Here is a 23,448-nt window from a genome sequence, read left to right as displayed (position 1 = left end):
GAGACATGGCGACGCCTACTGCGGCATCAGCACCGAATCGACCAGGTACACAGTGGCGTTGGCGGTCTGCACTCCGCCACATACGACGTTCGCGTCGTTGACCTTCAGGGCGTCACCGGAACCGGTGACGTTCACCGCTGCACCCTCGACGGTTGCGTGCTCGCCTTCGATGTCGCTCGGGGCGATCTGGCCCGGAACCACGTGGTAGGTCAGAATCTGCTCGAGCATCGCGGAGTCGGTCTTCAAGGTCTCGATCGTGGCCGGATCGATCTTCGCGAACGCCTCGTCGACGGGTGCGAACACGGTGAACTCCCCACCGTTCAGGGTGTCGACGAGATTCACGCCGGGATTGAGCTGACCCGACACCGCGGACGTGAGCGTCGTGAGCAAGGGGTTGTTGGATGCAGCGACCGCGACCGGGTCCTGTGCCATGCCCGTCACCGACCCCGGCCCTTCGGGATTCGTCTCTGCATACCCGGCGCAACCCGGACCGACGAGCTCTGCTGCGGGGTCTGCGGCTGCGTCCGATTCTGACGTCATCCCGCCGGCCATACCTTCGGTAGTCGTCGCCTCGGATCCGTTGCCTTCTGTGGATGTGTCGTCGTCCGACGAACAGGCGGCCCCGAGCAACACGAGGGACGAGCTTGCTGCGACCGCGAGAACACGGGTGGTGATGTTCATGGGAATGCCTCTCTCCGATGTGGGTGCTTCAGCGCACCGTCGATTGCAATTCGGAGCGGTGGGTAAACCGGATGGGGGTTGCCGAAATTTCCATCCGACCGTTCGGTTCGATCTGAATATCGTGAAACGAGCAAGGAGGAATGATGAAGGCACAGCAGTTTTCGCGGACACTCCCGCAGTGGTTCAACCTCGACTGTGCGCGTGACACCCGTGCGGAAAACACGGAAAGCAACACGGGCACCACATGGCCGGGGTGCTCGAGTGTCGATGATTCTGCACGCATACCCGGATTCGTCCTGTCCCGCATGGCGGCGGTATCGGATGCCCAGTCCTCGACCAAGGGCGGGCGCGACACGATCCACCCACTCTGCACGGTGTGACCATGGGAATCGAATACTCCAGCATCGTCGAGGCCCCGCGGGAAGAAGTCTTCGCGTGGCACACGAAACCCGGCGCTTTCACCCGTTTGTCCCCGCCCTGGCAGCCGATGCGATTGGTGAAGGAAGCAGAGTCACTTGAATCCGGGCGCGCGGAACTCCGGCTGCCGGGCGGTGTGCCGTGGATCGCCCAACACGAAGCCGATGCCTACGATCCGCCTCGCCGGTTCGTCGATCGCTCGGTGGCCTGGCCCGTGAGGCTGCTGGTGCCGTGGCGGCACACCCACACCTTCGACGAGGTGGCGGCTGCGTCCGCAATGGTCACCGATTATGTCGAGACGCGGATTCCGGCTGCTCTGCTGCGGCCGACGTTCGTCTATCGGCATCGGCAACTTGCGGACGACCTGGCGCGGCACAGCTTTTGGCAGGAAGAGGGGCACGATCGCCTCGTCGTTGCCGTCACGGGAAGCTCGGGACTCGTGGGCTCCGCACTCTGTGCGTTCCTCACTACCGGTGGGCACCGGGTGATTCGGCTCGTCCGTCGTGACCCTCGTGGCGACGACGAACGGCGATGGAATCCGGACGCACCTGCTTCGGACCTGCTGGATTCGGTGGACGCGGTGGTGCACCTGGCGGGAGCGTCGATTGCGGGACGATTCACGGACGGGCATCGCCGTGCCGTTCGGGAAAGTCGGGTGGGACCGACACGGCGCCTGGCCGAGGTTGCGGCGGACGCCTCGAAGGGACCGAGAGTGTTCGTGAGCGCCTCTGCCATCGGCTACTACGGTCCCGATCGAGGTGACCGTCCTCTGGTCGAGGACGACGAAACGGGAGATGGTTTCCTGGCCGACGTGGTGGCGGCTTGGGAGGCGGCGTCCGCCCCGGCCGCAGACGCAGGACTCCGCACGGTGCAGGTGCGAACCGGAATCGTTCAGACACCCCGCGGCGGTGTGCTCCGTCTGCAGTGGCCGCTGTTCGAGGCGGGTCTCGGCGGCAGGCTCGGTAGCGGGACGCAATGGTTGTCCTGGGTGGACGTCGACGATCTGATCGACGTGTATCACCGCGCCCTACTGGACGACGGGCTGTCGGGGCCGGTCAACGCGGTGTCGCCCGAACCGGAGCGCAATTCGGAATACACCGCCGTGCTCGCCTCGGTATTGCGTCGGCCTGCGCTGCTCCCGGTGCCGAAATTCGGGCCTGAGGTTCTTCTGGGAGAACAGGGTGCACGTGAGCTGGCGCTCGCGAACCAACGAGTGTCACCCGCGAAGTTGATCGCACGCGGTCATACCTTCCGGCGCCCCGAACTGGAATCTTGTCTTCGACACCAGTTGGGACGCTTCCGGAACGAATGACGTGTCGTTCGGGTGAGGTTCAGACGAAGGCGAATTCGTCGCCGGCGTGATACTTCGCCAACGTCTCGGACACCGACCGCCGTGACGGCGGATGGAAGGCGAACGCATGGATGGCGCCGGCCAGGTACCCGATGTCGGTCGATTTGATGAAGGCGATTCCGCCCAGTGACTCGATTGCTGCGGAAGATGCCCTCACGAGGGCGTCACGAATCGCGATTCGGCATAGCAGAAGCCGCACCGAGATGTCCTGTCCGCGTTCGCCCTCGTCGACAGCACGGGCGATGTTCTCCACGGCGGACATCGCGTTCTCGATGTCCGCCGCCGCGCGGACGTACCCTTCGTAGTCGTTCTTCTCGGCCGCCAGCAGTCGCTCGAGGAGAGAACTCGCGGCACCCAGGTAGTTCGCGGTGATCAGCATGCCGAACCACAGGTAGCCGGTCATCTCGTGTTCGCCGCCCGGGTCGTCGTCGCCCATCACCAGAACCAGGTCCTCGGGGATTTCTACGTTCTCGAGAAGAACCTCGTCGCTCTCGGCACCAGCGAGGAACCACGAGTCCCAGAACGGTCGGACGGTGACGCCCGGGGTATCGGCGGGGATCAGTGCGATCGCTCGCTCACCGTTGTCAAGTTCGACACTGGCGGTGAGCAGGTTCATCGAACTCGACAGACTGCACGGTTTCTTGCTGCCGTCGATGACGTAGGTCGCCCCCTTCTTCTTCGCGGTCATGGTGGGAATGAAGACGCTGCCACCGCTCACACCCTCGGAGAATCCCGAGGCGATGATCGCCCGCTGTTCCACCAGGCCTTTGACGAGCGCTTGATCCTCGGCGGACGAGCCGCGGGCGAACTCGTTCAAGGTTGCCAGCGAAAGATGGTGCATGGTGGTTGCGGCACCGAGCGCGGGAGAACGACTGCCGATGGCACGCTGGACACGGACCGCGTCGAGTGCGCTTGCGCCGAGGCCCCCGGCGTCCCTCGGGATCGTCAGGGCTGTTCCACCGGTTTCGCTGAACCTCGCAATGGCACCACTGCCTTTGGCCTCGAGGATGAGCAGTGGGGTCTCGTCGAGATATGTGGCCAGCTCGGGCAGGTAGGACTGCAGGGCTTGGCGTTCACGGGTCATCAGTGCGGTCATGCGCGCTCCTCGAATGGTGCGATTGCGCCCCGGGTGCCCGGGGGACTCACCAAGTGGTTCGGAGCGCCCGCAGATCCGGTTTGGTCCGGATGCCCACCAATCCGCATCTGTGCGCGTGCCGAACCACAGGGGAAGTCCGATCGAACATCCCTACACAGCGAGGAGATCGATATCGATGGCTGTCAACAAGTTGATCAAGCGACTCGAAGGCGATGACCGAGTGGAATTGCTCCGAGCGGGGCGTGGTCAGGAGGGAAACCCCTACTTCCGTGTCATGGAATCCGCCACGGCTCCCGTCGTTCGGGTCGAAGGTGAAGACCGGATCATGCTCGGATCGAACAACTATCTAGGCCTCGCCGATCACCCCGACATTCACAAGGGCGCCCAGGATGCTCTCGATCGGTTCGGTGGCGCCGTGACCGGCAGTCGGCTCCTGAACGGCACCATGGATCTGCATTTGGAACTGGAGTCGGAGATCGCGACATGGCACGGGACCGAGGACGCCATGGTCTTCACCACCGGCTACCAAACGAACCTGGGGACGATCAGCGCCCTCATGGGTCCGGGCGATGCGGTGGTCGTCGACTCGTCTGCCCACGCGTCGATTCGAGACGGTTGTGCGTTGTCGGGCGCCGAAACCATCAAGTTCCGTCACAACGACGTTCTGGATCTCGAGCGCGTGCTCTCCGACGCCGGGGGCCGATTCGAAGCGGTGCTGGTTATCGTCGACGGTCTGTACTCGATGGAGGGCGACCTGGCTCCCCTGCGTGCCATCAGGGCGGTGTGTGATCGATTCGGGGCGGCTCTCATGGTCGACGAGGCACACAGCCTAGGCCTGTTCGGTGCTGATCGGACAGGCGCCGCCGAGTTGTTCGGGATCGATGGAGTCACCGATATTCGGATGGCATCGATGTCCAAGAGTCCGGGATCCACCGGGGGGTTCATCGCGGGGTCCAGCGATCTCCTCGACTCGCTACGAGTGAATGCGAAGGCGTTCCTGTTCACCACCTCGGGTGTGCCTGCAGCGATCGGTGGTTCGCTCGCGGCAGTTCGGTTGATCCGGAGCGAGGAAGGAGCGCAGCGGGCCAGGCGAGCCCTGGACAACGCTGCACTGCTGCGTTCCGGTTTGGTCGAGAGCGGGCTCGACATCAGCGAGTTGTCGACACTTCCCGGCGGCGACAGCACGGTGACACCCATCGTGGCACTTCACGTCGGAGACGATCTCGAGGCGATGAACCTGTGGCGGACCCTGTTCGCGCGAGGTGTGTTCACCAGCGCCGCACTGTATCCGGCCGTGCCACGGTCGGGTGCGATGCTGCGACTGTGCGTCATGGCGACGCACACCGAAGCGCAGATTCGTCGAGCCGTCGAGATCATCGCGGAGACGGTGACCGAGGCGTCCGCATGAGGGTTGCCGTCACGGGAGCGACAAGCGACTTCGGAACTGCAATTCTGCCTGTACTGCTGGATGATCCGGAGATCGACGGTGTCCTGGGGCTCGGGCGGCGTCCGCTCCGATCGAGCCACCCGAAGCTCGAGTCGGTGCGTATGGACATCCGCGACCCGAAGATCGAGGAGGTCTTCCGCGGTTGTGATGCTGTCGTGCACCTTGCCTTCGTGGTGGAGGAGATACGGGACAAGAGCATCACCCATGACATCAATCTTCGTGGTTCTCGCAACGTCATCGACTCCGCGGCACGGGCAGGGGTGCGGCGGGTGGTGATCGCCTCGAGTATCAACGCCTACGGACCCGACCTTCATCCCGAGCCGGTGGACGAAAGTGTCTACCCGGCAGGCGATCCGGTCAGGTACTACTTCCACGACAAGGCGGAGGTCGAGCACTACGCCGAATGGTGGATGCAGCGCCACCCCGGCGAGATGTTCATCTCGATGCTCAGGCCCACGTACATCGTCGGCCCGGACTTCTCGAACGATGGAATCGACCAGTTGACCGGATCGGTCGGTGCCTTTCCGCAGGCGGACGTCGCGGCGTATCAATTTCTGCATCAACGCGACATGGCCGACGCATTCCATCGTGCGACGAAGCAGGACCTCGTCGGCCCGTTCAACCTCGGCCCACGCGAATGGGTGCCGGTCCGGGAACTCGCCGCCATGCAGGGGCAGAAGATGTTCTCCGTACCGGAGAAGCCGGCGATCGCCATCGCGAACCTGGCCTTCAAACTCCGCCTCACACCCTTCTCGGGACAGTGGGTGACGGCAGGAGAAGTCGTCGTCGATTCGACCCGGTTGTCGGAAGCAACGGGCTGGGCGCCGACCCTCACGGCACGAGAAGCGGCGGCCGTCATGATCTTGTTGCAGGGCAAAGCATTGCTGCGTGCGGACGCTGTGCCATCGAGGCATGTGGCGTGCGAGTTGGCAATCGAACCCGCTTCGGCATTCGTCGGCATCGACGGTCGTGATGTCGAGCACGTACAGCTTCCCGTCGAGGGCGGTTCCGTCCATCTCGAGGTACACGACGGTGTGACCGCCGGCGGCACCGTCGTGATTCCGGCCCCGATCGGTCTGCACGCGCGCTACCTCACGTCCGTGGCGACCGAACTCGTCACCCACGGTGTGAACGTCGTACTGGTCGATCTTCCCGGGCACGGGCTCAGTACCGGAAGACGTGGACATGCATTGGCTGGTCCCGTGTCGCTTGCCTTGATCGCAGCCGAGGACTTCGCACGTCGCCGATTCGGTGGTGTGCCGCGGACCGTCCGATTCGGTCCACCCGAGCCCGCCCATACGAGCTTTTTGCCGGCGGTGTCGAGGCGGATCAGGCCAGTCAACCCGGATGACGGATTGCTGCCTCGCCGGGTTCGTCACGATGGCGGTCTCGCTGAACTGACTGCCGTGGGTTCGGTGCGGGAGGCCGTCGACATCGTCGCCGGTGCAAGACTGGAGGCATGACTGAGGGACCTCGGGGCGCCGACGGCGAGGTGAGCTCGGATCTCGAGATCACCCGTTCGTTGACGGTGCCGGGGTCCGAACTCGTGTGGCGGTTCTCGCGCTCGGGAGGACCCGGTGGTCAAGGCGTGAACACGACGGATTCCCGGGTCGAACTGGCCGTCGACCTGCGCACTTTGTCTACGCTGACGGCCACGCAACGCGAACGTCTCGAGGCGAGGTTGCGTTCGAGGCTGGTGAACGGAGCCGTCACCGTCGTCTCGTCCGAGACCAGATCGCAGTTGCGGAACAGAAAGGCGGCTCGGCTGCGGCTGGCCGCACTGCTGCGGTCGGCGATGCTGACCGAGACGCGTACTCGGCGTCCCACGAAGGCGACCAAGGGTTCCCATCGTCGCAGGCTGGAGTCGAAGAAGAGGCGCGGGCAGGTGAAGGACCTGCGTAGACGCCCCGACCTGTGAGATGGGCCGTAGGTATGACCACCCATCCCCTACAGGGTGAAAACCCCCAGCGCGAATTGGGTACTGAGCCTGATGTGGTGATACCCCCTGATCCAGCACGATTGAACATGCAGGTGGGATTCGTGCAGGTGATCGGGGGTTCGGGCGATGAGTGTTCTCGACGACGAACTGCGTGCGGCCGCGGCCGACGCGGATTCGGGCGACCGTGCGGCGGTGGAACGTGCTCTCGCCGTGCTGTGGCCGCCGATGGTGCGCTATTGCCGTGCCCGCATCCCGGACGGCCCGGACGCGGAGTCCGATTCCGAGGAACTCGCACGGAGAGCCTGTCTGGCGGTGGTGCGACAGCTTCCGGCAGTGGCACGCGCGAAGCATCCACACCGCGAGGTCTACCGAATCCTCCGCCGGGTAGCCGCGACGGCGCGGGTCGAGTTCGGTGGCCCCGACGCGGGGCTGCTTCAGGACCTCGACCCGACCGCCCGTGAGGTGGTTCTCCTCCGCATCATCGACGGACTGTCCGCGTACGACACCGCAGGCTTGCTCGAACTACCCGTGGGCCGGGTGCTGGTGGTGCAGCACGAGGCCATGCAAACCCTGCGTGCCCAGGTGGCATGAGCCTGGACTGTCATCCGTAGGTGAAGGAGAAGGCCTGCAGGCCGTCACCGAGTTCGACCTCCAGCTCGCCGGGCGCGTTGGTGTCGCCTTCGTGCACGGGATGCAGTGTCGGCGGGCCGGAGATGTCGATGACCCGTTCTTCGCCGTTCTCCCGAACTGTCACCGTTCCCTCACCGCCGACGACGAGGTACACCTCTCGCGCTTGGTATCGGAGGTTGATGGTGGCTCCGTCGCCGACCGCAGTGGCACCTTGATAGTCGAGCTTCCAGGTGCCGCGTAGTGCGAACGTGTTGTCCGGCTGATTCTCCGGATACGTGAATGTTCCTTCTCCGCTACGGTATTCGCCGCCACCACCGAAGTTGACTCTTTTGCCGATGCTCAGGTACGTCTCGGGCGTCGTCGCTTCCTGTGGGGTCCGATCCGCACTCTCGGTGCGCGCCGGCAGCGCTGCATCGCCCTGAACGTCCTGTAGCAGTTCGCGGATCAGATTCTCGGTGACGTCGTAATCGCCTTCACCGAACTTGACGTGCCGCACGGTACCTTTCGAGTCGATCAGGTAGTGCGCGGGCCAGTAGCGGTTGCGGTAGTTGGTCCAGGTGGAGAGGCTGTTGTCCTGTGCGATGGGGTAGGTGATTCCCAGATCCCGTGCGCCCGAAACCACATTGCGGGTCTCCTTCTCGAACGCGTACTCGGGTGCGTGTACACCGATCACCTCGAAGCCCTCGTCCTTGTAGTTCTCGTACCACTTCTGGACGTGGGGGATCGAACGCTGACAGTTGATGCACGAGTACGCCCAGAAATCGACGAGTACGACCTTGCCGCGTTCCGCCTTCAGGTCGATCGCCTGACCGTCCGGGGTGTTCAGCCACTGGGTGATTCCGGTCAGATCCGGTGCCGTGCCGCAGCTTTCCAGCTCCTCGGCGCCATTTGTGCATTTGTCGAGATCTCGATTCTGATCGTTGACGATGCCTCCGAGACTCAACTTGTTCTGAACGTTTTCGGAGTCGCCCACCTTGTCTTGCAGGGCTGTCGTGTAGTCCGGGATCGCGCGTTGAAGCAGTTGAGGCACATCGAACACGAGACCGATTGCGAGAGCGATCATCACGACACCACCGATCACGCGGACACGACGCTGGTGACGACGAAAGGCTGTGACGCGCTCCGCCACCCGCCGCCCGGCCAGGGCGAAGAACAGCAGCGGAATGGCCGCGCCGATCGAGAACGACACGGTCAATACGACGGTGTCGACACCGATTTCACCCGTGGACCCCGCGACGGCTATCGCCGCGAGCACCGGGCCCGCGCACGGTACGTACACCGCCCCCAACGTCAGGCCGAGTACGAAGCCGCCGCGCTCGGTGCCGACGCTGCGTTGCGGAATCCAGGAGAACGGCTTCTCCAGGACTTGTTCGAACCTCGGGACGATGAGCCCGACGCCGATCAGGACCAGCACGATCAGGCCCGCCCAGCGCAGCAGATCCTGGGGTAGGCCCAGTGCCGACAGCAGGGCCGACCCGAGCAGGGTGAAGGTGGCGAAGCTGAGGACCAGTCCCGCGATCACGAGGTAGGGACGGAGCTTCGACGGGCGAGTGGCGACCGCAACGGCGCCTCCCGTATCCCCGTCGCTCGCGCTGCCGGAGTTGTCGCCACGTGCACTCTGGACGCCTCCGGAAAGGAAGATGACCGGAAGGACGGGGAGGATGCAAGGGGAGATGCCGGTGATCAAGCCACCGACGAATCCGATCAACGCGAGTGTTCCCATGCCGGGTATTCGGTGCTGCTGCCGCCACGGATCGGTGCGTGTGCACCGGAAACCCCTGACTCGACCGGTGCGATCAGGCAGGATGGTGATGCCGGTCCCGATGTTCTCGCAGACGAACGGAATGGTGTGTCGTGAAGCAGTTTGGGAAGTGGTTGTTCGGATTACTCGCTGTGGTCGTGGTTCTCGCGATCGTCGTTGCGGTATTTGCGTACTTCAATGCGGAGAAGGAAGACACGAAGGACCGGACGTTGGCCGACGCGCAGTACTCGATCGGTGGTCGGCCCACCACCTGCACAGAGCTCTTCGGTGCACCGTGTGACTACACGCTGCAGACCGGATACAACCGCTGGGGTGGAAGTCTCGAGCAGTTCGTGAACTCGGGCGCATACGGTTCGTTCGCCAGGGAGATCGGCTTTCCGGCGTCGGCCAAATTGAGCCTGCAGGCGTGCGACATATCCAACACGATGGGCCGAACGTCGCTGGACTTCCTGGATACTGCGAGGGTCGACCATCCGAACGCGCCGACGGGGGAGTTGTTGGTGTTCTGGAACAAGTCCCGTCAGGAACTGTGCCCCGGCACGATGGGGTAGGAGTTGTCTACATGCCCCTTCTGAAAACGTCGCATGCCACGATTCACTTCACCGACACCGGCGGTGACCAGTCGCCGATCGTTCTGTCGCACGGCTTCTTCATGGACGGTGAGATGTTCACGCCGCAGGTCGACGAGTTCGCGGACGAGTACCGAATCATCACGGTCGATGCGCGGCGTCACGGTCGTACCGAGGACGACGGCTCGGCCTTCACCTACTGGGATCTTGCTCGGGATGTGGTCGCGGTTCTCGATCATCTCGGTATCGACTCGGCAGTGATCGGCGGGATGTCTCAGGGCGGCTATATCGCGTTGCGGATGGCCCTTCTGGATCCCTCGCGTGTCAGAGCGTTGTTGCTGCTCGATACCGAGGCGGCATCGTCCACGCCGGAGCAGAAGCAGATGTATCGCGAGCTGTTCGCGAACTGGTGCAGTGATGCACCCCTCGAGCCGCTTGCGGCGATGTTGGCTCCGCAACTGATCGGTGGTGGTCCGCAGGATTGGGAGCCGTGGTTGAAGAAGTGGCGGGCAAGTGACCGCCCTGCGATTGCGCCGGCAGCCGAGTGTTTGATCGAGCGGGACGCCGTGACCGACCGTCTTCCTGAGATCGAGGTTCCGGCGCTTGGTGTGCGCGGTGAGTTGGATGGGTCTGCTGTGGAGGAGCGCGCCGAAGAGTTGGTGGCGGGGCTGCCGAATGCCCGACCGGTTGTGACGGTGCCGGGTGCCGGGCATGCGGCGAACTGGACGCACCCGGAACCGGTGAATGCCGCCCTTCGGGAGTTCTTGGCGGACATTCCGGTTGGGTGATCGCCCAGTCCCCTACAGGTGTTCGGGGAAGTAGGGCGCGAGGTCCTGTGCCACTTTGAGGGCGAGCGGGCAGGCTTGTTCCGAAGTGTCGATGTCACTCTGTTCGTAGCCGACCATGACTTCGAGGACGCCGGGATCGAAGTCCACGGATGCGAGGCATTGAAGCCCGCCGGGGAAGTCGTCGACGACAGTGCGGCGGCCGACGATCTCGGCTTCCTGGGTGCGGGTGAAGCGGTCGTCGTCATCTACATCGGAGATAGGGAACCCGTTGAACGAGACAAGAACCGAGGAGTAAGGATCGCTCGACATATAAGAGCAAGACCGGCGCTGGTAAGGCTCCTCTCGATCCTGGTAGCGTTCCGGTTCTCTCTTATCGATACCCGCACTGGCACGGGCGTCAGGTCCGAAGACGTCGCAAGGGTGGGCTGTGAGCCGGGGTTGAGGTTGTGCTTCTGCGGCATCGTCGTCGGACGTACCGCAGGCGGCCAGTGAGACGGCGAGAGCAAGTGTGGCCACCGTGGCCCCGTTGATTCGAGTCGAGCGGCGCATCAGATGTCTTCTCCCGTGGCGTTGAGGTTTTCGGTGTTGATGCCCTCTTGTTCGTCGTAGGCACGAAGGACAGCTTCGAACGTGGATTTCATGTCCCTGGCATAGCTCTGATGGGCGCGAAACAATCCAAGGGCAGAACTTGACTTGTCGATCTGACCACCGCCCACGGCCTTGTCTTGAAACTTCTCGTTGAGACGCTTGGCTGATTCGAAGTACTCTTCGCCGATGCCGAGTGCGTCGACACGAAGCTCGTTGCGGGCCCGTTCTGCGAGGGCACTCATCGCATCGGCATGCTCGTCGCACAGCTTGATGCAACGCTTAATGCCTTCGCGGTCGATGCTGAGTGGGCCGCCATTGACAGCGGATTCGGTGACCTGTTTCCAGACACCGCCGACAGGTGTTGCCGGGTCGCCGGTGTTCGGTGTTTCCGGGTTGCTCATGTCAGTTGTCCAAACCCTTCTCTACCAACGCTGTTCGGCGAGCTCGCGCTGTTCGCGCAACCCGCGGGTGATCAACGAATCGACTGCCGACGCCAGAAACCCGGGGTCTGCGGGGACTGCAGCATTCTTGTCGCGTGGACCGACCACATAACGTCCGTCGCCGGCGATGTCGACCCACCGGGCCGACCCCAGCTCACCGCGCATGTGCCGGGGACCTCGGAAGACTCGAATGGTTCCGCGTCCGGCGTAACCGGCACGAAGGACGTCTTCGAGACGTGGTAGTGCAGGGCCCGCACCTGCACTGCGCAGGATGTCCTGTGAATAGAAGTCCTCTTCGGGCTCGTCGTTTCGGGCGAATGTGCGCTTGCCGGCGGCATTCTGGGGAACCTGACCGATAAGCAGGGCAGCCAGATCCTGTCTGATGCCGGACCCGAGAACGACATCTCCACCACCGGCAGGCTTCGGTCCGGGTTCCTGAACGGCGATGGCACACCAACGCTGCAACTGTGCACCGATGATCCTGATGGGCTTCTTCTCGTATGTCTCCCCGGAGATTTCGACAAACACCTCCGGTTCGGCGAGGATCCGAACAGCCATACGTACGTCCTGACGATCATCGCCGACGAATGCCTCACGGATCTCGCGCTGCTGGTACTCGAACGCGTTGTACGTGCGGGCAGAGCTGATGAGGGCAAACGGGTACGGCTGCCTGTCTTGACCCGTGTCGTGCCAGAGCGCCCCGAACTGCTCACCACGCAGTCGCCAGTTGCGAATTCTCATGCGCCGATCACCGGAGGCGCCACGGACGGCATCTTGCCGATCAGTTCGTTGCCGTTGTCGAGTGTCACGAGATAGCCGGGCGTCTTGTGCTCTTTGTCGTCGTTGCCGCCGGCTCCGCGTCCGCCGCCGCCCATCATGCCGCCGCCCATACCCGCGCCACGGGCACCTGCTCCAACTCCACCGGCTCCCGGTCGGCCAACGGTACCGAGCCCGCCCGCACCGTTGGGCGCGCCGAGGCCCTTCGGGCTACCGAGGCCTGCGGCAGGCGCTCCGCTCACGAGCCCGCCGCCGAGGCCACCGGCACCGCCGCCAGGGCTGCCGCCACCACCGTGGCTCCCTCCGCCGAGTCCGCCGCCACCGACGCGGCCCGAGTCGCCGAGCGACGCCCCGGTTCCGGGCATTCCGGTCATCGAGGGATTGCCGGGCACCGAGGATGCTGCGCCCGTGGTTGCAGGAGTCTGGTCACCGGTCGGCGACAAGGGGCTTGCTCCGGTTCCGTCGGACGGAGCCCCAGGGGTTGCGCCGTCCGGATTTCCGGTCGTCGGATCGCCGGAAGTGGGGCTCCCGGTGGGGCCGCCCGGTGCGGAAGTGGGTCCAGCAGGGCCGGCGGTGGGGCCACCGTTGTTCGGGCCGTCGGGAACCACAGGATTGGGCGGATCCACCGTTTCGGAGAGGCGTGGAATGACCGGAACATTGCCGTCCGTGCCCACGACACCGGGGCGGTAGATGTTGTTCATTGCAGCGACCGCCTCGGCGTGCCGACGATAGTGCTCGTCGTCGGTGTCCGTCTTCCACGGTGTGATGTCGTCCCACCAACTCTGCTTCTGGACTTCGGGGACGGCGCCACCCTTGAGACGCGAGGCTGCGTCGTAGATGGGCTGAAAGGAGCCGGCAACTTCGTTGAGCTTGGTCTGCACGCCCTCGGCAGTTCCCTCGTAGGTGGATACCTTGTCCAGCGCATTCGAGGCCGCGGCGCCTTGCCAGCTCAGCCCGATCTCGCGCCTGATGGAGTCCGTGAACTCGCTTATCTTGGTGAAGCCCTCGGTTCCGAGAGCTGTCCATGCGCGCTGAACTTGATCGATGGTGGCGGGGGTCATGGACTGGGCTGCGTCGCGAAGTTCTTCCGGACTCCAGTCGTCGGTCTGGAAATACTCCGGGTCGTGAACGTAGATCGGTTCGGTCATGAATCCCCCTCGTAGTAATACGGCCCCGCGCGCCACCCTCGTCAATATTCGACGCGCGGACACCTTATCCGGTTCCCGGTGCGCGCAGAATGCCGGATCCAGGGCGCAGTAGGTGTGCTATGCGCTGGTTGTTCGCCAGTACTGACGCTTGCGCTCGTCCTTGACCACGACGCCGATGGCGGTGAGTTCACGACGGAGCGCTCGCAGGTCGTCCGCGTCGCCGCCGTCCTCCAAAGACTCTTTCCGGGCACGCATCAGCGCGTGTGCGTCCGGAGAAAGTGCCGTCGCGCCGTCCACCCAGCGGGTGAATTCGTGTGCATGAGGGTCGTGCTCGTGCCAGGTGTAGCCATGCGACCGGAAGGCCGCCTCGGTCCGTTCACCGTCCAGGTCGGAGGCTTCACGTACCAGTTCGGAACCGTCCCTCCCCAGCACTACGAGATTGCCGTTGTCCGTGAACACACCGGCTATGTCGCGTCGGTCGACCTCGAGCGGCTTCTCACCGGACCGGATGATCGCCACTCGGTCGTCAGCGACGGTGATGGTGATGAACTCGCCGCACGCGATCAGTGCGAGAACGGCACCTGCCGCGATCCCGACAACGATCGCCCCGACAGTCGTCTTCGTGCCGATCACTTCGGACAGCTCGGCGATCTTCGCCTGATTCGGGAACCATGCGAGGCCGGCGATCCACCCGGGCAGCTTCGCCGCGAGAAATCCGACGCCGCCTCCCAGCACGGGCAGAGTCGTCCACAGCAGGATGTGCGTCCATACCGAGTGGCGGACGACGCTCGGCGTTGCGGGCGAGTTGATGGTCATGACCCGTCTCCTTCGCTTGCTGATATGGCGTTGACGAACAACGCCGACCACTGGCTCGCGAACTCTTCGTGCTCGGCTTCCGGTCGACGTTCGAGTTCTCGTGGGACGTGCCCCATCGCGTTGGTGAGTACCGACGCGAACACGGCGGGATCGGCGTCGCGGAACTGGCCGTACGACTGGCCCTCACTGATGAATTGGACGAGTTCGTCGGCATCGGCACCGTCCCTGCCGGCCCTCGAGGGGTGCGGCGCCTGCTGTCGAATCTGGGCGAGCGCCGACATCTCTTGCTTGTGTTCGGTGCAATACGCGACGTAGCGAGTGAGCATGCTCTTCAGTGCCTGCGGGTAACTGTCCGGTTCGGGACCGTCCCCCATGGCTGTGTCGAGGCGGCGCTCGATGGTGCCGAGTGTGACGTTCATCAGGTCCTCCTTCGATTCGAAGTGGTAGCTGATGAGCCCTGCGCTGATGGCCGCGTGGCGTGCGATCCGAGTGAAGGTCGTTGCGGTGTAACCGTGCTCCGCGATGGCCGCAATCGTCGCCTCCACGATCTGCGCACGGCGGGATTCTTCGATGAACGACCGCTTGGGCTCCTTGTTTGGTTGCACAACCAGAATATTAAATGGCCAACCAAATTTTGTAAACTGGATTGGTTGACATGCAAGTTCAGACTTGCCTATGGTGACGAGGTGGCCGATGTGTTCAAGGCGTTAGCCGACCCGACTCGTCGTGCGATCCTCGACGAGCTGCAGAAACGTGACGATCAAACGCTCTTCGAGCTGTGCGGGCGTTTGACGATGAATCACGGACTCGGGTCGTCCAGGCAGGCTGTGTCGCAGCATCTCGACGTGCTCGAAGAAGTCGGACTGGTGATCGCCCGCCGTGAAGGTCGCTACAAGTTTCATCGACTGGACACCACCCCGCTCGGGGTCATCACCGAGCGGTGGCCGACACCCGCCAAGCAAGGAGAATCATGAGAATCAACGTCACCAGCGTTTTCGTGGACGACCAGGACAAGGCGCTCCGGTTCTACACCGACGTCCTCGGATTCCAGAAGAAGACGGAAGTCCCGTCGGTGAGTTCAAGTGGCTCACGGTGGTCTCTCCAGACGAGCCGAACGGCACGGAACTGCTCCTCGAGCCGGACGTGCACCCCGCAGTGCGGCCCTACAAGGAAGCGCTTGTCGCGGACGGCATTCCGGCCACTTCCTTCGCCGTGAACGATGTCGCGGCCGAGTTCGAGCGGTTGCAGGGACTCGGTGTGACGTTCACACAAGAACCGGTGGACATGGGCCAGGTCATCACCGCCGTCCTCGACGACACTTGCGGCAACCTCATCCAGATCGCCGCCGAGCACTGAGGTCAGGTCAGCAGTTCGTCGATGCGAGCGAGAGTGGCCGTCAGTTTCGTCGTGTGGCGGCTGCGCTGCGGCGAACCAGTGATTTCGTGACTCTCGATTCGTGCAACGGTGACGACGTCAGGATTCTCGGCCAGGCGAAGACAGTAGAGGACCCACGAGGGAATCCGGCTCTGGATCGGTTGCCGCGCATCCTGTGGGTAGAGAAGATGCAGGGGTGAAGAACAAGCCGAAGACCGTGTCAGCGGAAGATGCGATCAAAGCATTCCACCGGGCTCCGCACGGAGCCGGGCGGTCGCGCGCAACCCGTGCTGCCCTTCGGAAGGCGCTTGCCGAGGCGGATCTGCTCGACGACCTCGGGGGTCTCAGCGTCCGCGAGTTGAACGACGATGTCGTTCTGCTCGGCCCGGACGGGCGTGAAGTGGATACCTGGCGACAGGACTACCCGTACGACGAGCTTCTCGGCCGGGAAGAGTACGAGTACACCGTGCGGTCGTTGCAGATCGAGATGCTCAAGATGCAGTCATGGGTGAAGGACACCGGCCAGCGGGTCGTGGTGTTGTTCGAGGGCCGCGATGCGGCAGGTAAGGGTGGCACCATCAAGCGTTTCACCCAGCATCTCGATCCGCGAGGAGCCCGCGTCGTGGCGTTGTCGAAGCCGACGGAGCGGGAGAGCACCGAGTGGTATTTCCAGCGCTACGTCAGCCAGTTGCCGGCGGGTGGCGAGATCGTGTTGTTCGACCGCTCCTGGTACAACCGCGCCGTGGTGGAACGCGTGATGGGTTTCTGCACAGACGAACAGTACGAGGAGTTCATCGAGCAGACGCCGCCCCTCGAGAAGCTCCTTACCGATTCGGGTATTCACCTGGTGAAGTTGTGGTTCTCGGTGTCGAGAGCCGAACAGCGGACGAGGTTTCTCACGCGTGTGATCGATCCGGTCCGGCAGTGGAAGCTGAGTCCGACCGATCTGGCGTCGCTGGACAAATGGGACGACTACACGAGAGCCAAGGAGGCGATGTTCGAGACGACGGATACCGAGCACGCTCCGTGGACGGTCGTGCGAAGCAACGACAAGGAGCGCGGCCGAATCGCGGCCATGCAATGGGTGCTGTCCAGCCTCGACTACCCGACGAAGGACGAGGACGTGGTCGGTCCACCCGATCCGCTGATCGTCGGTCCAGCGGATCAGGTGTACGAACAGAGCGAGACCTAGGAAGCGATCTTCGGCAGCGTGACTACCTGGCCGGCGTAGGCCAGGCCAGCGCCGAAGCCCATCAGCAGGGCGGTGTCGCCCGGCTTCGCTGCTCCTGACTTCAGTACCTGCTCCATGGCCATCGGGATCGATGCAGCGGAAGTGTTTCCGGCCTCGATGATGTCCTCGGCCACAACGATTCGCTCCGGCATGTGCAGGGCGCGGGTCAGTGCCTGGGTGATACGGATGTTCGCCTGGTGCGGGACGAACACGTCGAGATCCTCCATCGCCACACCCGACTTCTCCACGGCGGCGCGACATGCCTTCTCGATGAACGTTGCCGCCCAACGAAAGACCGCCGTTCCCTGCATGCGGATGTACGGCCGGACGGACGTTCCGCCGGAGGCTTCTGCGGCGGCGACCTCGGCGAAGTATTCCTGAAAATCCTTGTCCTGCTGGATAGCCGCCGTCTGGCTACCATCCGATCCCCATGCAACCGCCCCGATTCCCTCGACGTCCGAAGGTCCGACGATTGCAGCGCCTGCTCCGTCCGCGAAGATGAACGCAGTCGAGCGGTCGGTCCGATCGAGGAGGTCGGTCAATCGTTCCACGCCGACCACCAGCACGTGCTGTGCGGTACCTGCGCGGACCATGTCGGATGCGGTTGCGAGGGCGTGGCAGAACCCCGCACATCCAGCCGAGACGTCGAAGGCCGGACAGTCCGTCATGCCCAGTTCCGTGGCGACAACTGCACCTGCCGAGGGGCCGAGCACCATCATCGACGACGTGGCGAGGACGACGCAGTCCACCTGATCGGCTGTCACGCCTGCCGCTGCGAGGGCGTCCTTGCTCGCCTCCACACTCATATTGACGATCGTTTCGTCGTCGCCGGCGAATCGCCGTTCCTTGATGCCCGAGCGGGTCTGAATCCACTCGTCGCTGGAGTCGATCGGGCCGATGATCTCGGAGTTGGGGACCACACGTTTCGGCCGGTAGACGCCGAGCCCGAGAATTCGGGTGTGCTCCGCACCTCGTTGGGTGGTGATTGAACCGGACATGTCGTGCTCCCTCGCTTTTGGCAGATCGTCTGTCAACATACCCCCTGATTTCGGGTGCACGAACCTACTGGCCAGTAAGTATGCGAGGACGGGCCCGTGCAGTGAATCGTGTTGCCCTCCAACATCGATACGGCGAAAGTTGCCCGCAGGTAGCTCGATGTTCGATACGTTCGCGGCGCCAGTACGACGACCGTCCGGACCGAGGGGAGGAGTCGGAGATGGTCGACCACCTCGCCTCGAACGGAGATCGAATGGGACGTACCAACCACATTGCCCCCTACGGAATCACCCTCGTCATGGCGGGTTCGACAGTGCTCTCGCCGGCCGCTATTCGACCAGCAGTCGCGCAGACTGTCGATCCCATCGAATCCGTCGTGTCTGCCGCGATAGCTGCTGCACCGGGCCGTGACTCGTCTGCGTACTCCCCGCCGAGTGCGGAGACCGTCGACGGCATCGTCGCGGGAGTGTCCGACCTCGTGCGGGACGAAAAGCCCACTGTGGATGCATACGACCTGGTGACAGTGGGCGTGGGTAATGGTGAGGCGTCCGCGCTCGTCGAGGAGGGCAACCCGCATGCCGGAAACGGTCTGTATGCCGTGCGTAGCGACTCGGCCGCTCAGGTACCTCTGATCGTGCAGGTGCCCCATCCGATCGCGGAGTTCGAGGTCGAAAAGATGGGGACGCAGCTGTTCGCGACCACCGAGTCGGAGCTGTTCATGATGGCCGGGGCCCATCGCACGGCAGGTGGCGGGAGTGCGGACGTCGCGCACCGTGCGGATACGGCCTTTGCTGCGGTCAACGAGGCCGTTGTCGAACCCGGGGCCACGGTCGTGCAGCTCCATGGGTTCTCGCAGGCGAACCATCAGACGGACTTCGGGGACATCGTGGTTTCCAGCTCGGTGGACGAGCCGTCCCCTGCGGTGCGGAAACTGGCCGACGACCTGCGCGGCGGCGGCTTCGAGACCTGTATGTACGACGGCGAGAACTGCGGAGCGCTGGCCGGCACCGTCAATGTGGAGGCTGACGCCGCACATGCTCACGGGGCGGAATTCATTCACATCGAGGTGGATCAGGACGTCCGTCGCGATGCCGGCGAGCGCACGCGGCTCGTCAACCTCGTCGCACAGTCACTGAAGGCGTCCGGCATCGGCTGACCTGCCCCGACCAATGTCACACCGGTTCGCCTCACGCGAACCGCTGTGACATTGGTCAGCGCTAGTCACGTCCTTTCGGCGTTTCAGGCCGCTGGGAGGTGTCGATCGAGGAAGGTTTGCGTCTGTTCCGCGATCTCGGCGGCGTTGTCGTGGAACAGGTAGTGATGGCCGTCGAGCACTATCACCTGTTGGATATCCGGGTTGGTGACAGTTGCGTGATGGGCGGATTCCCACTCGGGTTCGACCTCGAGTGAAGAAGAGGCGAGGATCGACAAGGTCGGCATCGTTGCTGGAAACTTCGCACCTTTGATGGCGCGAAGGTTTTCCGGCTCACGCGCCGCCTCGTCGAGCATCGTCGGGTTGAGGACCCACGCGTACCCGCGCAGATACAGGTCCTGCTGTTCCTGCGTGTACTCCTGCGACTCACCGAGACTGTCGTTGTAGTCGGCGACAAGCCCAAGGTAGTCGGTGCGCTTGTCGAGGGTGATCAGGTCGCGAATCCCTCCGACGGAGGTCACGGTGGACATCCACTTCGGCCACGCAGGTTCGGATTCGCCGTCCTGTGCGATGAACCGCTCGTCGTCGATACCCACCACTGCCGAAACTTCGTCCGGACGATTTGTGGCCCACCACGTTGCGTACAACCCCGAAATCGAGTGCGGCATGAGAACGTAAGGACCGCTGCGGTCCAGTTCTTCGAGCGCAGTACGGATTTCGCTGACGATGTTTTCGCTTGTTCGTGAGGAGTCGGTTTCGTCGCTGAGCCCGAGGCCGAAGTTCTCGATGGTGACCACGGTGTTCTTCTCGGCGAGGCGCCGGGCGAGGGGTGCGAAATCGAGGATCGGCTCCGGCGTCCCGAGGCCGGGCATGAGGACGATGGTTCGCGGTCCGGTTCCTTGAATTGCGACACTCATGCGATGGCCGTCGACATCCACGTACCGGTGAACGGGCCCGTTTTCCTGTTCGATCGCCTGCTTGTCGCGTGGAGTCTGCCAGTGATGGTATGCCGTGGAGGCGACGATCAGGACGACGACGATTGCCACGATTGCAGCAAGAACACGCACTAGCATCCGAAGCACACGACGCGGTCGCGTTCGGCTCGAGTCCACGCCGCCACCGTATCCCACACGCCTTCACCCGACCTGCCCCTCACCGATGTCACACCGGTTCGCCCGAGCCGAACGTGTGTGACATTCGTGAGTGCATGGGGGTATTCGACGGTATGATGTCGTGGTCGGCGATACGGCCGACACACGCACCGGTCCCGCCCCGTTACGGCGTATGACGATGAATACTTTCGAAAGGGCAGTGCCCGTCCTCCGCCGGTGAACCGGCACCGACCGCGCAGACCTCGGCAGGATGGCGCGGGTATTCAGTATCTCTTCGAGTGGCGCAGACACGTCGAGTACTTGGAGAAGCAGGTTTTGTGCGGCCACAGTCGACCGATCCCCGTGATCAGCACGGTCTGGGAAGGCCCGACGGGTTGTCCTATGTGCGACGGGGAGATGGGTGCCGACGCCCGTACCAGGCTCGAAGGTTTGATGCGTAACGGCGGCCGTCGGGCCCACCAGCTCAGGGTTGCTGTGACGCGACTCGACGGGCGCTATCGCGAAGTGACAACCGAGTACGACCATCGACGGTCGGTGCCCTGGTGGCATCGACGTGCGCCGTGGGGGTGACCACAACTACCGACCGATGTCACACCGGTTTGCCGAGACGAACGTGCGTGACATCAGTCGAAGCAGAGGTTGCGAAACGTGAATGAGTGTCGGTGGTCACACCTACGGTCGGAGACATGGCACTTTCGAAACAAGAACGAGAGCAGTTTCTGTCCGAGGCGCACATCGGGGCGCTGTCGGTTGTCGAACGGCCGGACCGTGCGCCACTGACGGTCCCGATCTGGTACCAGTACACGCCGGGAGGTGAATTGTGGGTGCGGACAGGCCCCGACTCGCGCAAGGCGCGAGCCATTAGAGCTGCGGGACGGTTCAGTCTCATGGTGGAGCACACCGAGCCGACCGTTCGTTACGTATCCGTGGAAGGTCCGGTGACCAGGTGGGAAGCCTCCACCGACGACCAAGCGTGGGAAATGGCCGCGCGCTACATCCCGCAGGACAAGGTGGCCGGCTTCGTCGAGTTCGAGAAAGAGAACCTCGGCGAGCACGTCGCCATTTTCCTGCGGCCGGACCACTGGCTGTCTGCCGACTTGGGTTAGGTAATCGTGAAAGGATGCTACGTATGGCGTCCGAGCGCACATGTCTTCCGCATACGTCTGTCGGGAGTTTCGACGGACATACTGGCTTCCCAGACCGGCCGAGTATTCGCGTCGTTGGGCAGTTCAGGAGCTTTAGTACGTAGGTTCTGATGTGACGGATGCCGACGGCAGCACACCGGCACTGGTAGCGGGCGTCGTTCAGGGTTGGGCGAATCACGTCGACGGAATCGGGAAGAGTGTTAGCCGATGGCGCGACTCAACCCTCTTCGGGTGTGGCTGAGATTCATCAGGCGAGACGATCACGCAGGGCGCACTCTTCGTCGTCGGTGAGGCCCGCCTGCCTTGGCACCGTGCGAATCGGTCTCGGTCGGCGCGAACCAGCTTTGCGCCCGCAGAGGTCGGTCCGTCTCCACGAGCCACGCACGTGACCTGAGCGCCACGATTCAGCGCGGCCGTCGTGATCGCACGATGCGGTTCCACCGAGGATGAGCAAACCTATTGGCTCACCGACGCCGCCGACTCGGACGTCGATTCCGTCACCTGGGTGCTCGACGACAGTCCGGATCGGCGCTGGGTCGAACAAAGCTGACCTGCCGAAACCTACTCTCGCCGCTTTGCCCCGCGTTGCGCGGAATTCGGTCGGGCACCTGGTGCCGGTGTGGTGGCCATGGTCCGTTCGGCGGCTTCTTGTTGTTTCGTAGCGTGTTCGTGGTCGATGCGCCTGAACACGAGGTGCTGCTGGCAATAGGTCCAGACGTTGTTGCTGACCCAGTACAGCAAGATCGCGATCATCAGGAAGGGTCCGCCGATGAGGACGCCGAGCGGGAAGATCCACAGCATCAATTTGTTCATGATCGCCGACTGTGGGTTGGCCGCCGCGTCGGGATTCTGCCGCGCTACCGATGCCCGGGCGTTGAAGTGCGTGGCAATGCTTGCGAGCACCATCAGGGGGATCGCGACGGCCGCGATTGTGGCCACGGTCGGGATCCCGCCATATGACGCGAAAGACTCCAGAGTGCTCTGCGGACTCGTGATGGCCGCGGAGATCGGAGCACCGAACAATCGAGCTCTCAGGAACGACTGCACCTCCGTGGCGCTGAAGACGTAGTTCGCGGTGTTCGCGTTCGCTTCCGGAGTCATACCTAGGCCGCCCATGATGGTTCCGGTGCGGTTGAACGAACGCAGTACGTGGTAGAGCCCCAGGAATACCGGTGCCTGCACGAGCGCGGGCAGACACCCCATCAGAGGGTTGAACCCGTGCTCTTGCTGCAGTTTCTGCATCTCTGTGGCCTGACGCTGCCGGTCGCCCGCATACTTCTTCTGCAGCGCTTTGATCTGTGGTTGTAGCTCCTGCATTTGGCGGGATGCGCGGATCTGTTTGATCGCGGGAGCCAGTAGCAGCAAGCGCACGGTGAAGACCAGGAACACCACCGCCAACGCCCAGGCGAATCCGTTGTCCGGGCCCAAGACTGCGCCGAACGCTTTGTGCCAAAACCATAAGATTGCGGAGACGGGGTAGTAAATGAAATCGAGCATTTTTCGAGCACCTTCTTTGGGACACGATGCACGTCACAAGGCATCGTGCAGGTAGGAGTTCACGCCGGATCCTTCGCAGACGAAGGCGGCGTGGTGGTGGGACGGTTCGCTAGGCGGACGTCACAGCGTTTGCGCTATGCCGCGGCCTGGAACTGTCCGGGTGCTCGAGGCAGGCGGGGGCGGCCAGGAGTATCAGGGGCACTCTGCCGGCGGAATGCGCCGCGTAGGCGCTGTTCGTCGCGTGGTGGACCAGTTCTCGGTCCGGTCACGGGGTGAAGGTGAGACAGGGCGCTGTGCCCGGCCACGGCGAGCAGAAGAAAGATCGCCACGGCGGCACCGACAACAGCGGTGGGCGCGTCGATCGCCGTCGTCGCGACCACCACCAACGTCAGCACGGCCACCCAAGCGAACTGAACAAAGCTCAGTCCGCGAGTCAGCGTCAACCACATCCGTGCCATGCGACGAAGCATACCGGTGGCTCCATACAGGTA

The 23,448-nt window shown here is 63.5% G+C and carries 25 protein-coding genes and 1 pseudogene; 13 read left to right on the top strand and 13 right to left on the bottom strand.

Going from position 1 to position 23,448, the window contains the following annotated elements:
* Window positions 1-15: 15 nt before the first annotated feature.
* A complete protein-coding gene (locus ACFWO3_RS04430) occupies window positions 16-681 on the bottom strand; it encodes a fasciclin domain-containing protein (protein WP_378574200.1) in 666 nt (221 codons plus the stop codon).
* 140 nt (window positions 682-821) lie between these two features.
* Between ACFWO3_RS04430 and ACFWO3_RS04425 the strand changes: the two genes are divergently transcribed.
* On the top strand, window positions 822-1,061 hold the full coding sequence (locus tag ACFWO3_RS04425; protein ID WP_378574198.1) for a hypothetical protein: 240 nt from the start codon (window positions 822-824) through the stop codon (window positions 1,059-1,061).
* Between the two features lie 2 nt (window positions 1,062-1,063).
* Window positions 1,064-2,410, top strand: coding sequence for a TIGR01777 family oxidoreductase (locus ACFWO3_RS04420; RefSeq protein WP_378574965.1), 1,347 nt, complete (start codon window positions 1,064-1,066; stop codon window positions 2,408-2,410).
* A gap of 19 nt (window positions 2,411-2,429) precedes the next feature.
* Here ACFWO3_RS04420 and ACFWO3_RS04415 read toward each other — a convergent pair whose 3' ends face one another.
* Window positions 2,430-3,545, bottom strand: coding sequence for an acyl-CoA dehydrogenase (locus ACFWO3_RS04415; protein ID WP_378574196.1), 1,116 nt, complete (start codon window positions 3,543-3,545; stop codon window positions 2,430-2,432).
* 175 nt (window positions 3,546-3,720) lie between these two features.
* Here ACFWO3_RS04415 and ACFWO3_RS04410 point away from each other — a divergent pair, with 175 nt between their 5' ends.
* The 4 genes from ACFWO3_RS04410 (at window position 3,721) to ACFWO3_RS04395 (ending at window position 7,522) form a co-directional block, all read left to right on the top strand.
* Window positions 3,721-4,953: an aminotransferase class I/II-fold pyridoxal phosphate-dependent enzyme gene (locus ACFWO3_RS04410; RefSeq protein WP_378574193.1), complete on the top strand. Its 1,233-nt coding sequence runs from the start codon at window positions 3,721-3,723 to the stop codon at window positions 4,951-4,953.
* A complete protein-coding gene (locus tag ACFWO3_RS04405; protein ID WP_378574191.1) occupies window positions 4,950-6,455 on the top strand; it encodes an NAD-dependent epimerase/dehydratase family protein in 1,506 nt (501 codons plus the stop codon). Before ACFWO3_RS04410 ends, ACFWO3_RS04405 begins: the two co-directional genes overlap by 4 nt.
* A complete protein-coding gene (arfB, locus tag ACFWO3_RS04400; RefSeq protein WP_378574188.1) occupies window positions 6,452-6,910 on the top strand; it encodes an alternative ribosome rescue aminoacyl-tRNA hydrolase ArfB in 459 nt (152 codons plus the stop codon). The genes ACFWO3_RS04405 and arfB overlap by 4 nt, the downstream gene beginning before the upstream one ends.
* Before the next feature lie 147 nt (window positions 6,911-7,057).
* A complete protein-coding gene (locus tag ACFWO3_RS04395) occupies window positions 7,058-7,522 on the top strand; it encodes a siderophore-interacting protein (protein WP_378574186.1) in 465 nt (154 codons plus the stop codon).
* A gap of 10 nt (window positions 7,523-7,532) precedes the next feature.
* On the opposite strand, the gene ACFWO3_RS04390 is transcribed toward ACFWO3_RS04395, so the two are convergent.
* Window positions 7,533-9,284: a cytochrome c biogenesis protein DipZ gene (locus ACFWO3_RS04390; RefSeq protein WP_378574184.1), complete on the bottom strand. Its 1,752-nt coding sequence runs from the start codon at window positions 9,282-9,284 to the stop codon at window positions 7,533-7,535.
* A gap of 131 nt (window positions 9,285-9,415) precedes the next feature.
* On the opposite strand from ACFWO3_RS04390, the gene ACFWO3_RS04385 reads away from it, so the two are divergent.
* Both ACFWO3_RS04385 and ACFWO3_RS04380 read left to right on the top strand, forming a co-directional pair.
* Window positions 9,416-9,874, top strand: a complete 459-nt coding sequence (locus ACFWO3_RS04385; protein ID WP_378574182.1) for a hypothetical protein — start codon at window positions 9,416-9,418, stop codon at window positions 9,872-9,874.
* An 11-nt stretch (window positions 9,875-9,885) separates the two neighbouring features.
* Window positions 9,886-10,680, top strand: a complete 795-nt coding sequence (locus tag ACFWO3_RS04380; protein ID WP_378574180.1) for an alpha/beta fold hydrolase — start codon at window positions 9,886-9,888, stop codon at window positions 10,678-10,680.
* Window positions 10,681-10,692: 12 nt separating this feature from the next.
* On the opposite strand, the gene ACFWO3_RS04375 is transcribed toward ACFWO3_RS04380, so the two are convergent.
* The 6 genes from ACFWO3_RS04375 to ACFWO3_RS04350 all read right to left on the bottom strand — a co-directional run bounded on the left by ACFWO3_RS04375 (window position 10,693) and on the right by ACFWO3_RS04350 (window position 15,054).
* Window positions 10,693-11,229: a DUF3558 family protein gene (locus ACFWO3_RS04375; protein WP_378574178.1), complete on the bottom strand. Its 537-nt coding sequence runs from the start codon at window positions 11,227-11,229 to the stop codon at window positions 10,693-10,695.
* Complete coding sequence (locus tag ACFWO3_RS04370; protein ID WP_378574176.1) at window positions 11,229-11,669, bottom strand: hypothetical protein; 441 nt, start codon at window positions 11,667-11,669, stop codon at window positions 11,229-11,231. The genes ACFWO3_RS04375 and ACFWO3_RS04370 overlap by 1 nt, the downstream gene beginning before the upstream one ends.
* Window positions 11,670-11,690: 21 nt before the next feature.
* Window positions 11,691-12,449, bottom strand: a complete 759-nt coding sequence (locus ACFWO3_RS04365; RefSeq protein ID WP_378574174.1) for an ESX secretion-associated protein EspG — start codon at window positions 12,447-12,449, stop codon at window positions 11,691-11,693.
* Complete coding sequence (locus ACFWO3_RS04360) at window positions 12,446-13,633, bottom strand: hypothetical protein (RefSeq protein WP_378574172.1); 1,188 nt, start codon at window positions 13,631-13,633, stop codon at window positions 12,446-12,448. The genes ACFWO3_RS04365 and ACFWO3_RS04360 overlap by 4 nt, the downstream gene beginning before the upstream one ends.
* Before the next feature lie 117 nt (window positions 13,634-13,750).
* Window positions 13,751-14,449, bottom strand: a complete 699-nt coding sequence (locus tag ACFWO3_RS04355; RefSeq protein ID WP_378574170.1) for a hypothetical protein — start codon at window positions 14,447-14,449, stop codon at window positions 13,751-13,753.
* Window positions 14,446-15,054 carry a TetR/AcrR family transcriptional regulator gene (locus tag ACFWO3_RS04350; protein ID WP_378574168.1) on the bottom strand — a complete coding sequence of 203 codons (609 nt, stop codon included), beginning with the start codon at window positions 15,052-15,054 and terminating at the stop codon, window positions 14,446-14,448. Before ACFWO3_RS04350 ends, ACFWO3_RS04355 begins: the two co-directional genes overlap by 4 nt.
* Before the next feature lie 81 nt (window positions 15,055-15,135).
* Here ACFWO3_RS04350 and ACFWO3_RS04345 point away from each other — a divergent pair, with 81 nt between their 5' ends.
* From ACFWO3_RS04345 to ppk2, 3 genes and pseudogenes are all read left to right on the top strand, one after another.
* Window positions 15,136-15,423: an ArsR/SmtB family transcription factor gene (locus ACFWO3_RS04345; protein WP_378574166.1), complete on the top strand. Its 288-nt coding sequence runs from the start codon at window positions 15,136-15,138 to the stop codon at window positions 15,421-15,423.
* Window positions 15,420-15,805: pseudogene (locus ACFWO3_RS04340) on the top strand (VOC family protein). Before ACFWO3_RS04345 ends, ACFWO3_RS04340 begins: the two are co-directional and overlap by 4 nt.
* Window positions 15,806-16,019: 214 nt before the next feature.
* Window positions 16,020-17,015, top strand: coding sequence for a polyphosphate kinase 2 (gene ppk2, locus ACFWO3_RS04335; RefSeq protein WP_378574164.1), 996 nt, complete (start codon window positions 16,020-16,022; stop codon window positions 17,013-17,015).
* On the opposite strand, the gene ACFWO3_RS04330 is transcribed toward ppk2, so the two are convergent.
* Window positions 17,012-18,052 carry a beta-ketoacyl-ACP synthase III gene (locus tag ACFWO3_RS04330; RefSeq protein WP_378574162.1) on the bottom strand — a complete coding sequence of 347 codons (1,041 nt, stop codon included), beginning with the start codon at window positions 18,050-18,052 and terminating at the stop codon, window positions 17,012-17,014. The genes ppk2 and ACFWO3_RS04330 overlap by 4 nt on opposite strands.
* Before the next feature lie 251 nt (window positions 18,053-18,303).
* On the opposite strand from ACFWO3_RS04330, the gene ACFWO3_RS04325 reads away from it, so the two are divergent.
* The gene (locus ACFWO3_RS04325) at window positions 18,304-19,206 is read left to right on the top strand and encodes a hypothetical protein (RefSeq protein ID WP_378574160.1); all 903 of its coding nucleotides are present in this window, start codon (window positions 18,304-18,306) and stop codon (window positions 19,204-19,206) included.
* A gap of 83 nt (window positions 19,207-19,289) precedes the next feature.
* Here ACFWO3_RS04325 and ACFWO3_RS04320 read toward each other — a convergent pair whose 3' ends face one another.
* Window positions 19,290-20,276 carry an alpha/beta fold hydrolase gene (locus ACFWO3_RS04320; RefSeq protein WP_378574158.1) on the bottom strand — a complete coding sequence of 329 codons (987 nt, stop codon included), beginning with the start codon at window positions 20,274-20,276 and terminating at the stop codon, window positions 19,290-19,292.
* 725 nt (window positions 20,277-21,001) lie between these two features.
* On the opposite strand from ACFWO3_RS04320, the gene ACFWO3_RS04315 reads away from it, so the two are divergent.
* Window positions 21,002-21,421, top strand: coding sequence for a pyridoxamine 5'-phosphate oxidase family protein (locus ACFWO3_RS04315; RefSeq protein WP_378574156.1), 420 nt, complete (start codon window positions 21,002-21,004; stop codon window positions 21,419-21,421).
* Window positions 21,422-22,021: 600 nt separating this feature from the next.
* Here ACFWO3_RS04315 and yidC read toward each other — a convergent pair.
* A complete protein-coding gene (gene yidC, locus ACFWO3_RS04310; protein WP_378574154.1) occupies window positions 22,022-22,957 on the bottom strand; it encodes a membrane protein insertase YidC in 936 nt (311 codons plus the stop codon).
* A gap of 134 nt (window positions 22,958-23,091) precedes the next feature.
* Complete coding sequence (locus ACFWO3_RS04305) at window positions 23,092-23,415, bottom strand: DUF6412 domain-containing protein (protein WP_378574152.1); 324 nt, start codon at window positions 23,413-23,415, stop codon at window positions 23,092-23,094.
* Between the last annotated feature and the right edge of the window lie 33 nt (window positions 23,416-23,448).

Origin of the sequence: Rhodococcus sp. NPDC058521 (assembly GCF_042719695.1) — a bacterium.
Lineage (GTDB): Bacteria > Actinomycetota > Actinomycetes > Mycobacteriales > Mycobacteriaceae > Rhodococcus_F.
Note: the sequence above shows the minus strand (reverse complement) of the source record. Positions and strands in the feature narration are given on the sequence as shown.

What these genes read in the sequence shown, in the direction of transcription:
- ACFWO3_RS04330 (WP_378574162.1), bottom strand. Translation starts at nt 18,052, where the DNA reads ATGTCCGGTTCAATCACCACCCAACGAGGTGCGGAGCACACCCGAATT.
- ACFWO3_RS04395 (WP_378574186.1), top strand. Translation starts at nt 7,058, where the DNA reads ATGAGTGTTCTCGACGACGAACTGCGTGCGGCCGCGGCCGACGCGGAT.
- ACFWO3_RS04355 (WP_378574170.1), bottom strand. Translation starts at nt 14,449, where the DNA reads ATGACCATCAACTCGCCCGCAACGCCGAGCGTCGTCCGCCACTCGGTA.
- yidC (WP_378574154.1), bottom strand. Translation starts at nt 22,957, where the DNA reads ATGCTCGATTTCATTTACTACCCCGTCTCCGCAATCTTATGGTTTTGG.
- ACFWO3_RS04370 (WP_378574176.1), bottom strand. Translation starts at nt 11,669, where the DNA reads ATGAGCAACCCGGAAACACCGAACACCGGCGACCCGGCAACACCTGTC.
- ACFWO3_RS04415 (WP_378574196.1), bottom strand. Translation starts at nt 3,545, where the DNA reads ATGACCGCACTGATGACCCGTGAACGCCAAGCCCTGCAGTCCTACCTG.
- ACFWO3_RS04365 (WP_378574174.1), bottom strand. Translation starts at nt 12,449, where the DNA reads ATGAGAATTCGCAACTGGCGACTGCGTGGTGAGCAGTTCGGGGCGCTC.
- ACFWO3_RS04360 (WP_378574172.1), bottom strand. Translation starts at nt 13,633, where the DNA reads ATGACCGAACCGATCTACGTTCACGACCCGGAGTATTTCCAGACCGAC.
- ACFWO3_RS04390 (WP_378574184.1), bottom strand. Translation starts at nt 9,284, where the DNA reads ATGGGAACACTCGCGTTGATCGGATTCGTCGGTGGCTTGATCACCGGC.
- ACFWO3_RS04405 (WP_378574191.1), top strand. Translation starts at nt 4,950, where the DNA reads ATGAGGGTTGCCGTCACGGGAGCGACAAGCGACTTCGGAACTGCAATT.
- ACFWO3_RS04305 (WP_378574152.1), bottom strand. Translation starts at nt 23,415, where the DNA reads ATGGCACGGATGTGGTTGACGCTGACTCGCGGACTGAGCTTTGTTCAG.
- ACFWO3_RS04410 (WP_378574193.1), top strand. Translation starts at nt 3,721, where the DNA reads ATGGCTGTCAACAAGTTGATCAAGCGACTCGAAGGCGATGACCGAGTG.
- ACFWO3_RS04425 (WP_378574198.1), top strand. Translation starts at nt 822, where the DNA reads ATGATGAAGGCACAGCAGTTTTCGCGGACACTCCCGCAGTGGTTCAAC.
- arfB (WP_378574188.1), top strand. Translation starts at nt 6,452, where the DNA reads ATGACTGAGGGACCTCGGGGCGCCGACGGCGAGGTGAGCTCGGATCTC.
- ACFWO3_RS04325 (WP_378574160.1), top strand. Translation starts at nt 18,304, where the DNA reads ATGGGACGTACCAACCACATTGCCCCCTACGGAATCACCCTCGTCATG.
- ACFWO3_RS04375 (WP_378574178.1), bottom strand. Translation starts at nt 11,229, where the DNA reads ATGCGCCGCTCGACTCGAATCAACGGGGCCACGGTGGCCACACTTGCT.
- ACFWO3_RS04380 (WP_378574180.1), top strand. Translation starts at nt 9,886, where the DNA reads ATGCCCCTTCTGAAAACGTCGCATGCCACGATTCACTTCACCGACACC.
- ACFWO3_RS04320 (WP_378574158.1), bottom strand. Translation starts at nt 20,276, where the DNA reads ATGCTAGTGCGTGTTCTTGCTGCAATCGTGGCAATCGTCGTCGTCCTG.
- ACFWO3_RS04420 (WP_378574965.1), top strand. Translation starts at nt 1,064, where the DNA reads ATGGGAATCGAATACTCCAGCATCGTCGAGGCCCCGCGGGAAGAAGTC.
- ACFWO3_RS04315 (WP_378574156.1), top strand. Translation starts at nt 21,002, where the DNA reads ATGGCACTTTCGAAACAAGAACGAGAGCAGTTTCTGTCCGAGGCGCAC.
- ACFWO3_RS04430 (WP_378574200.1), bottom strand. Translation starts at nt 681, where the DNA reads ATGAACATCACCACCCGTGTTCTCGCGGTCGCAGCAAGCTCGTCCCTC.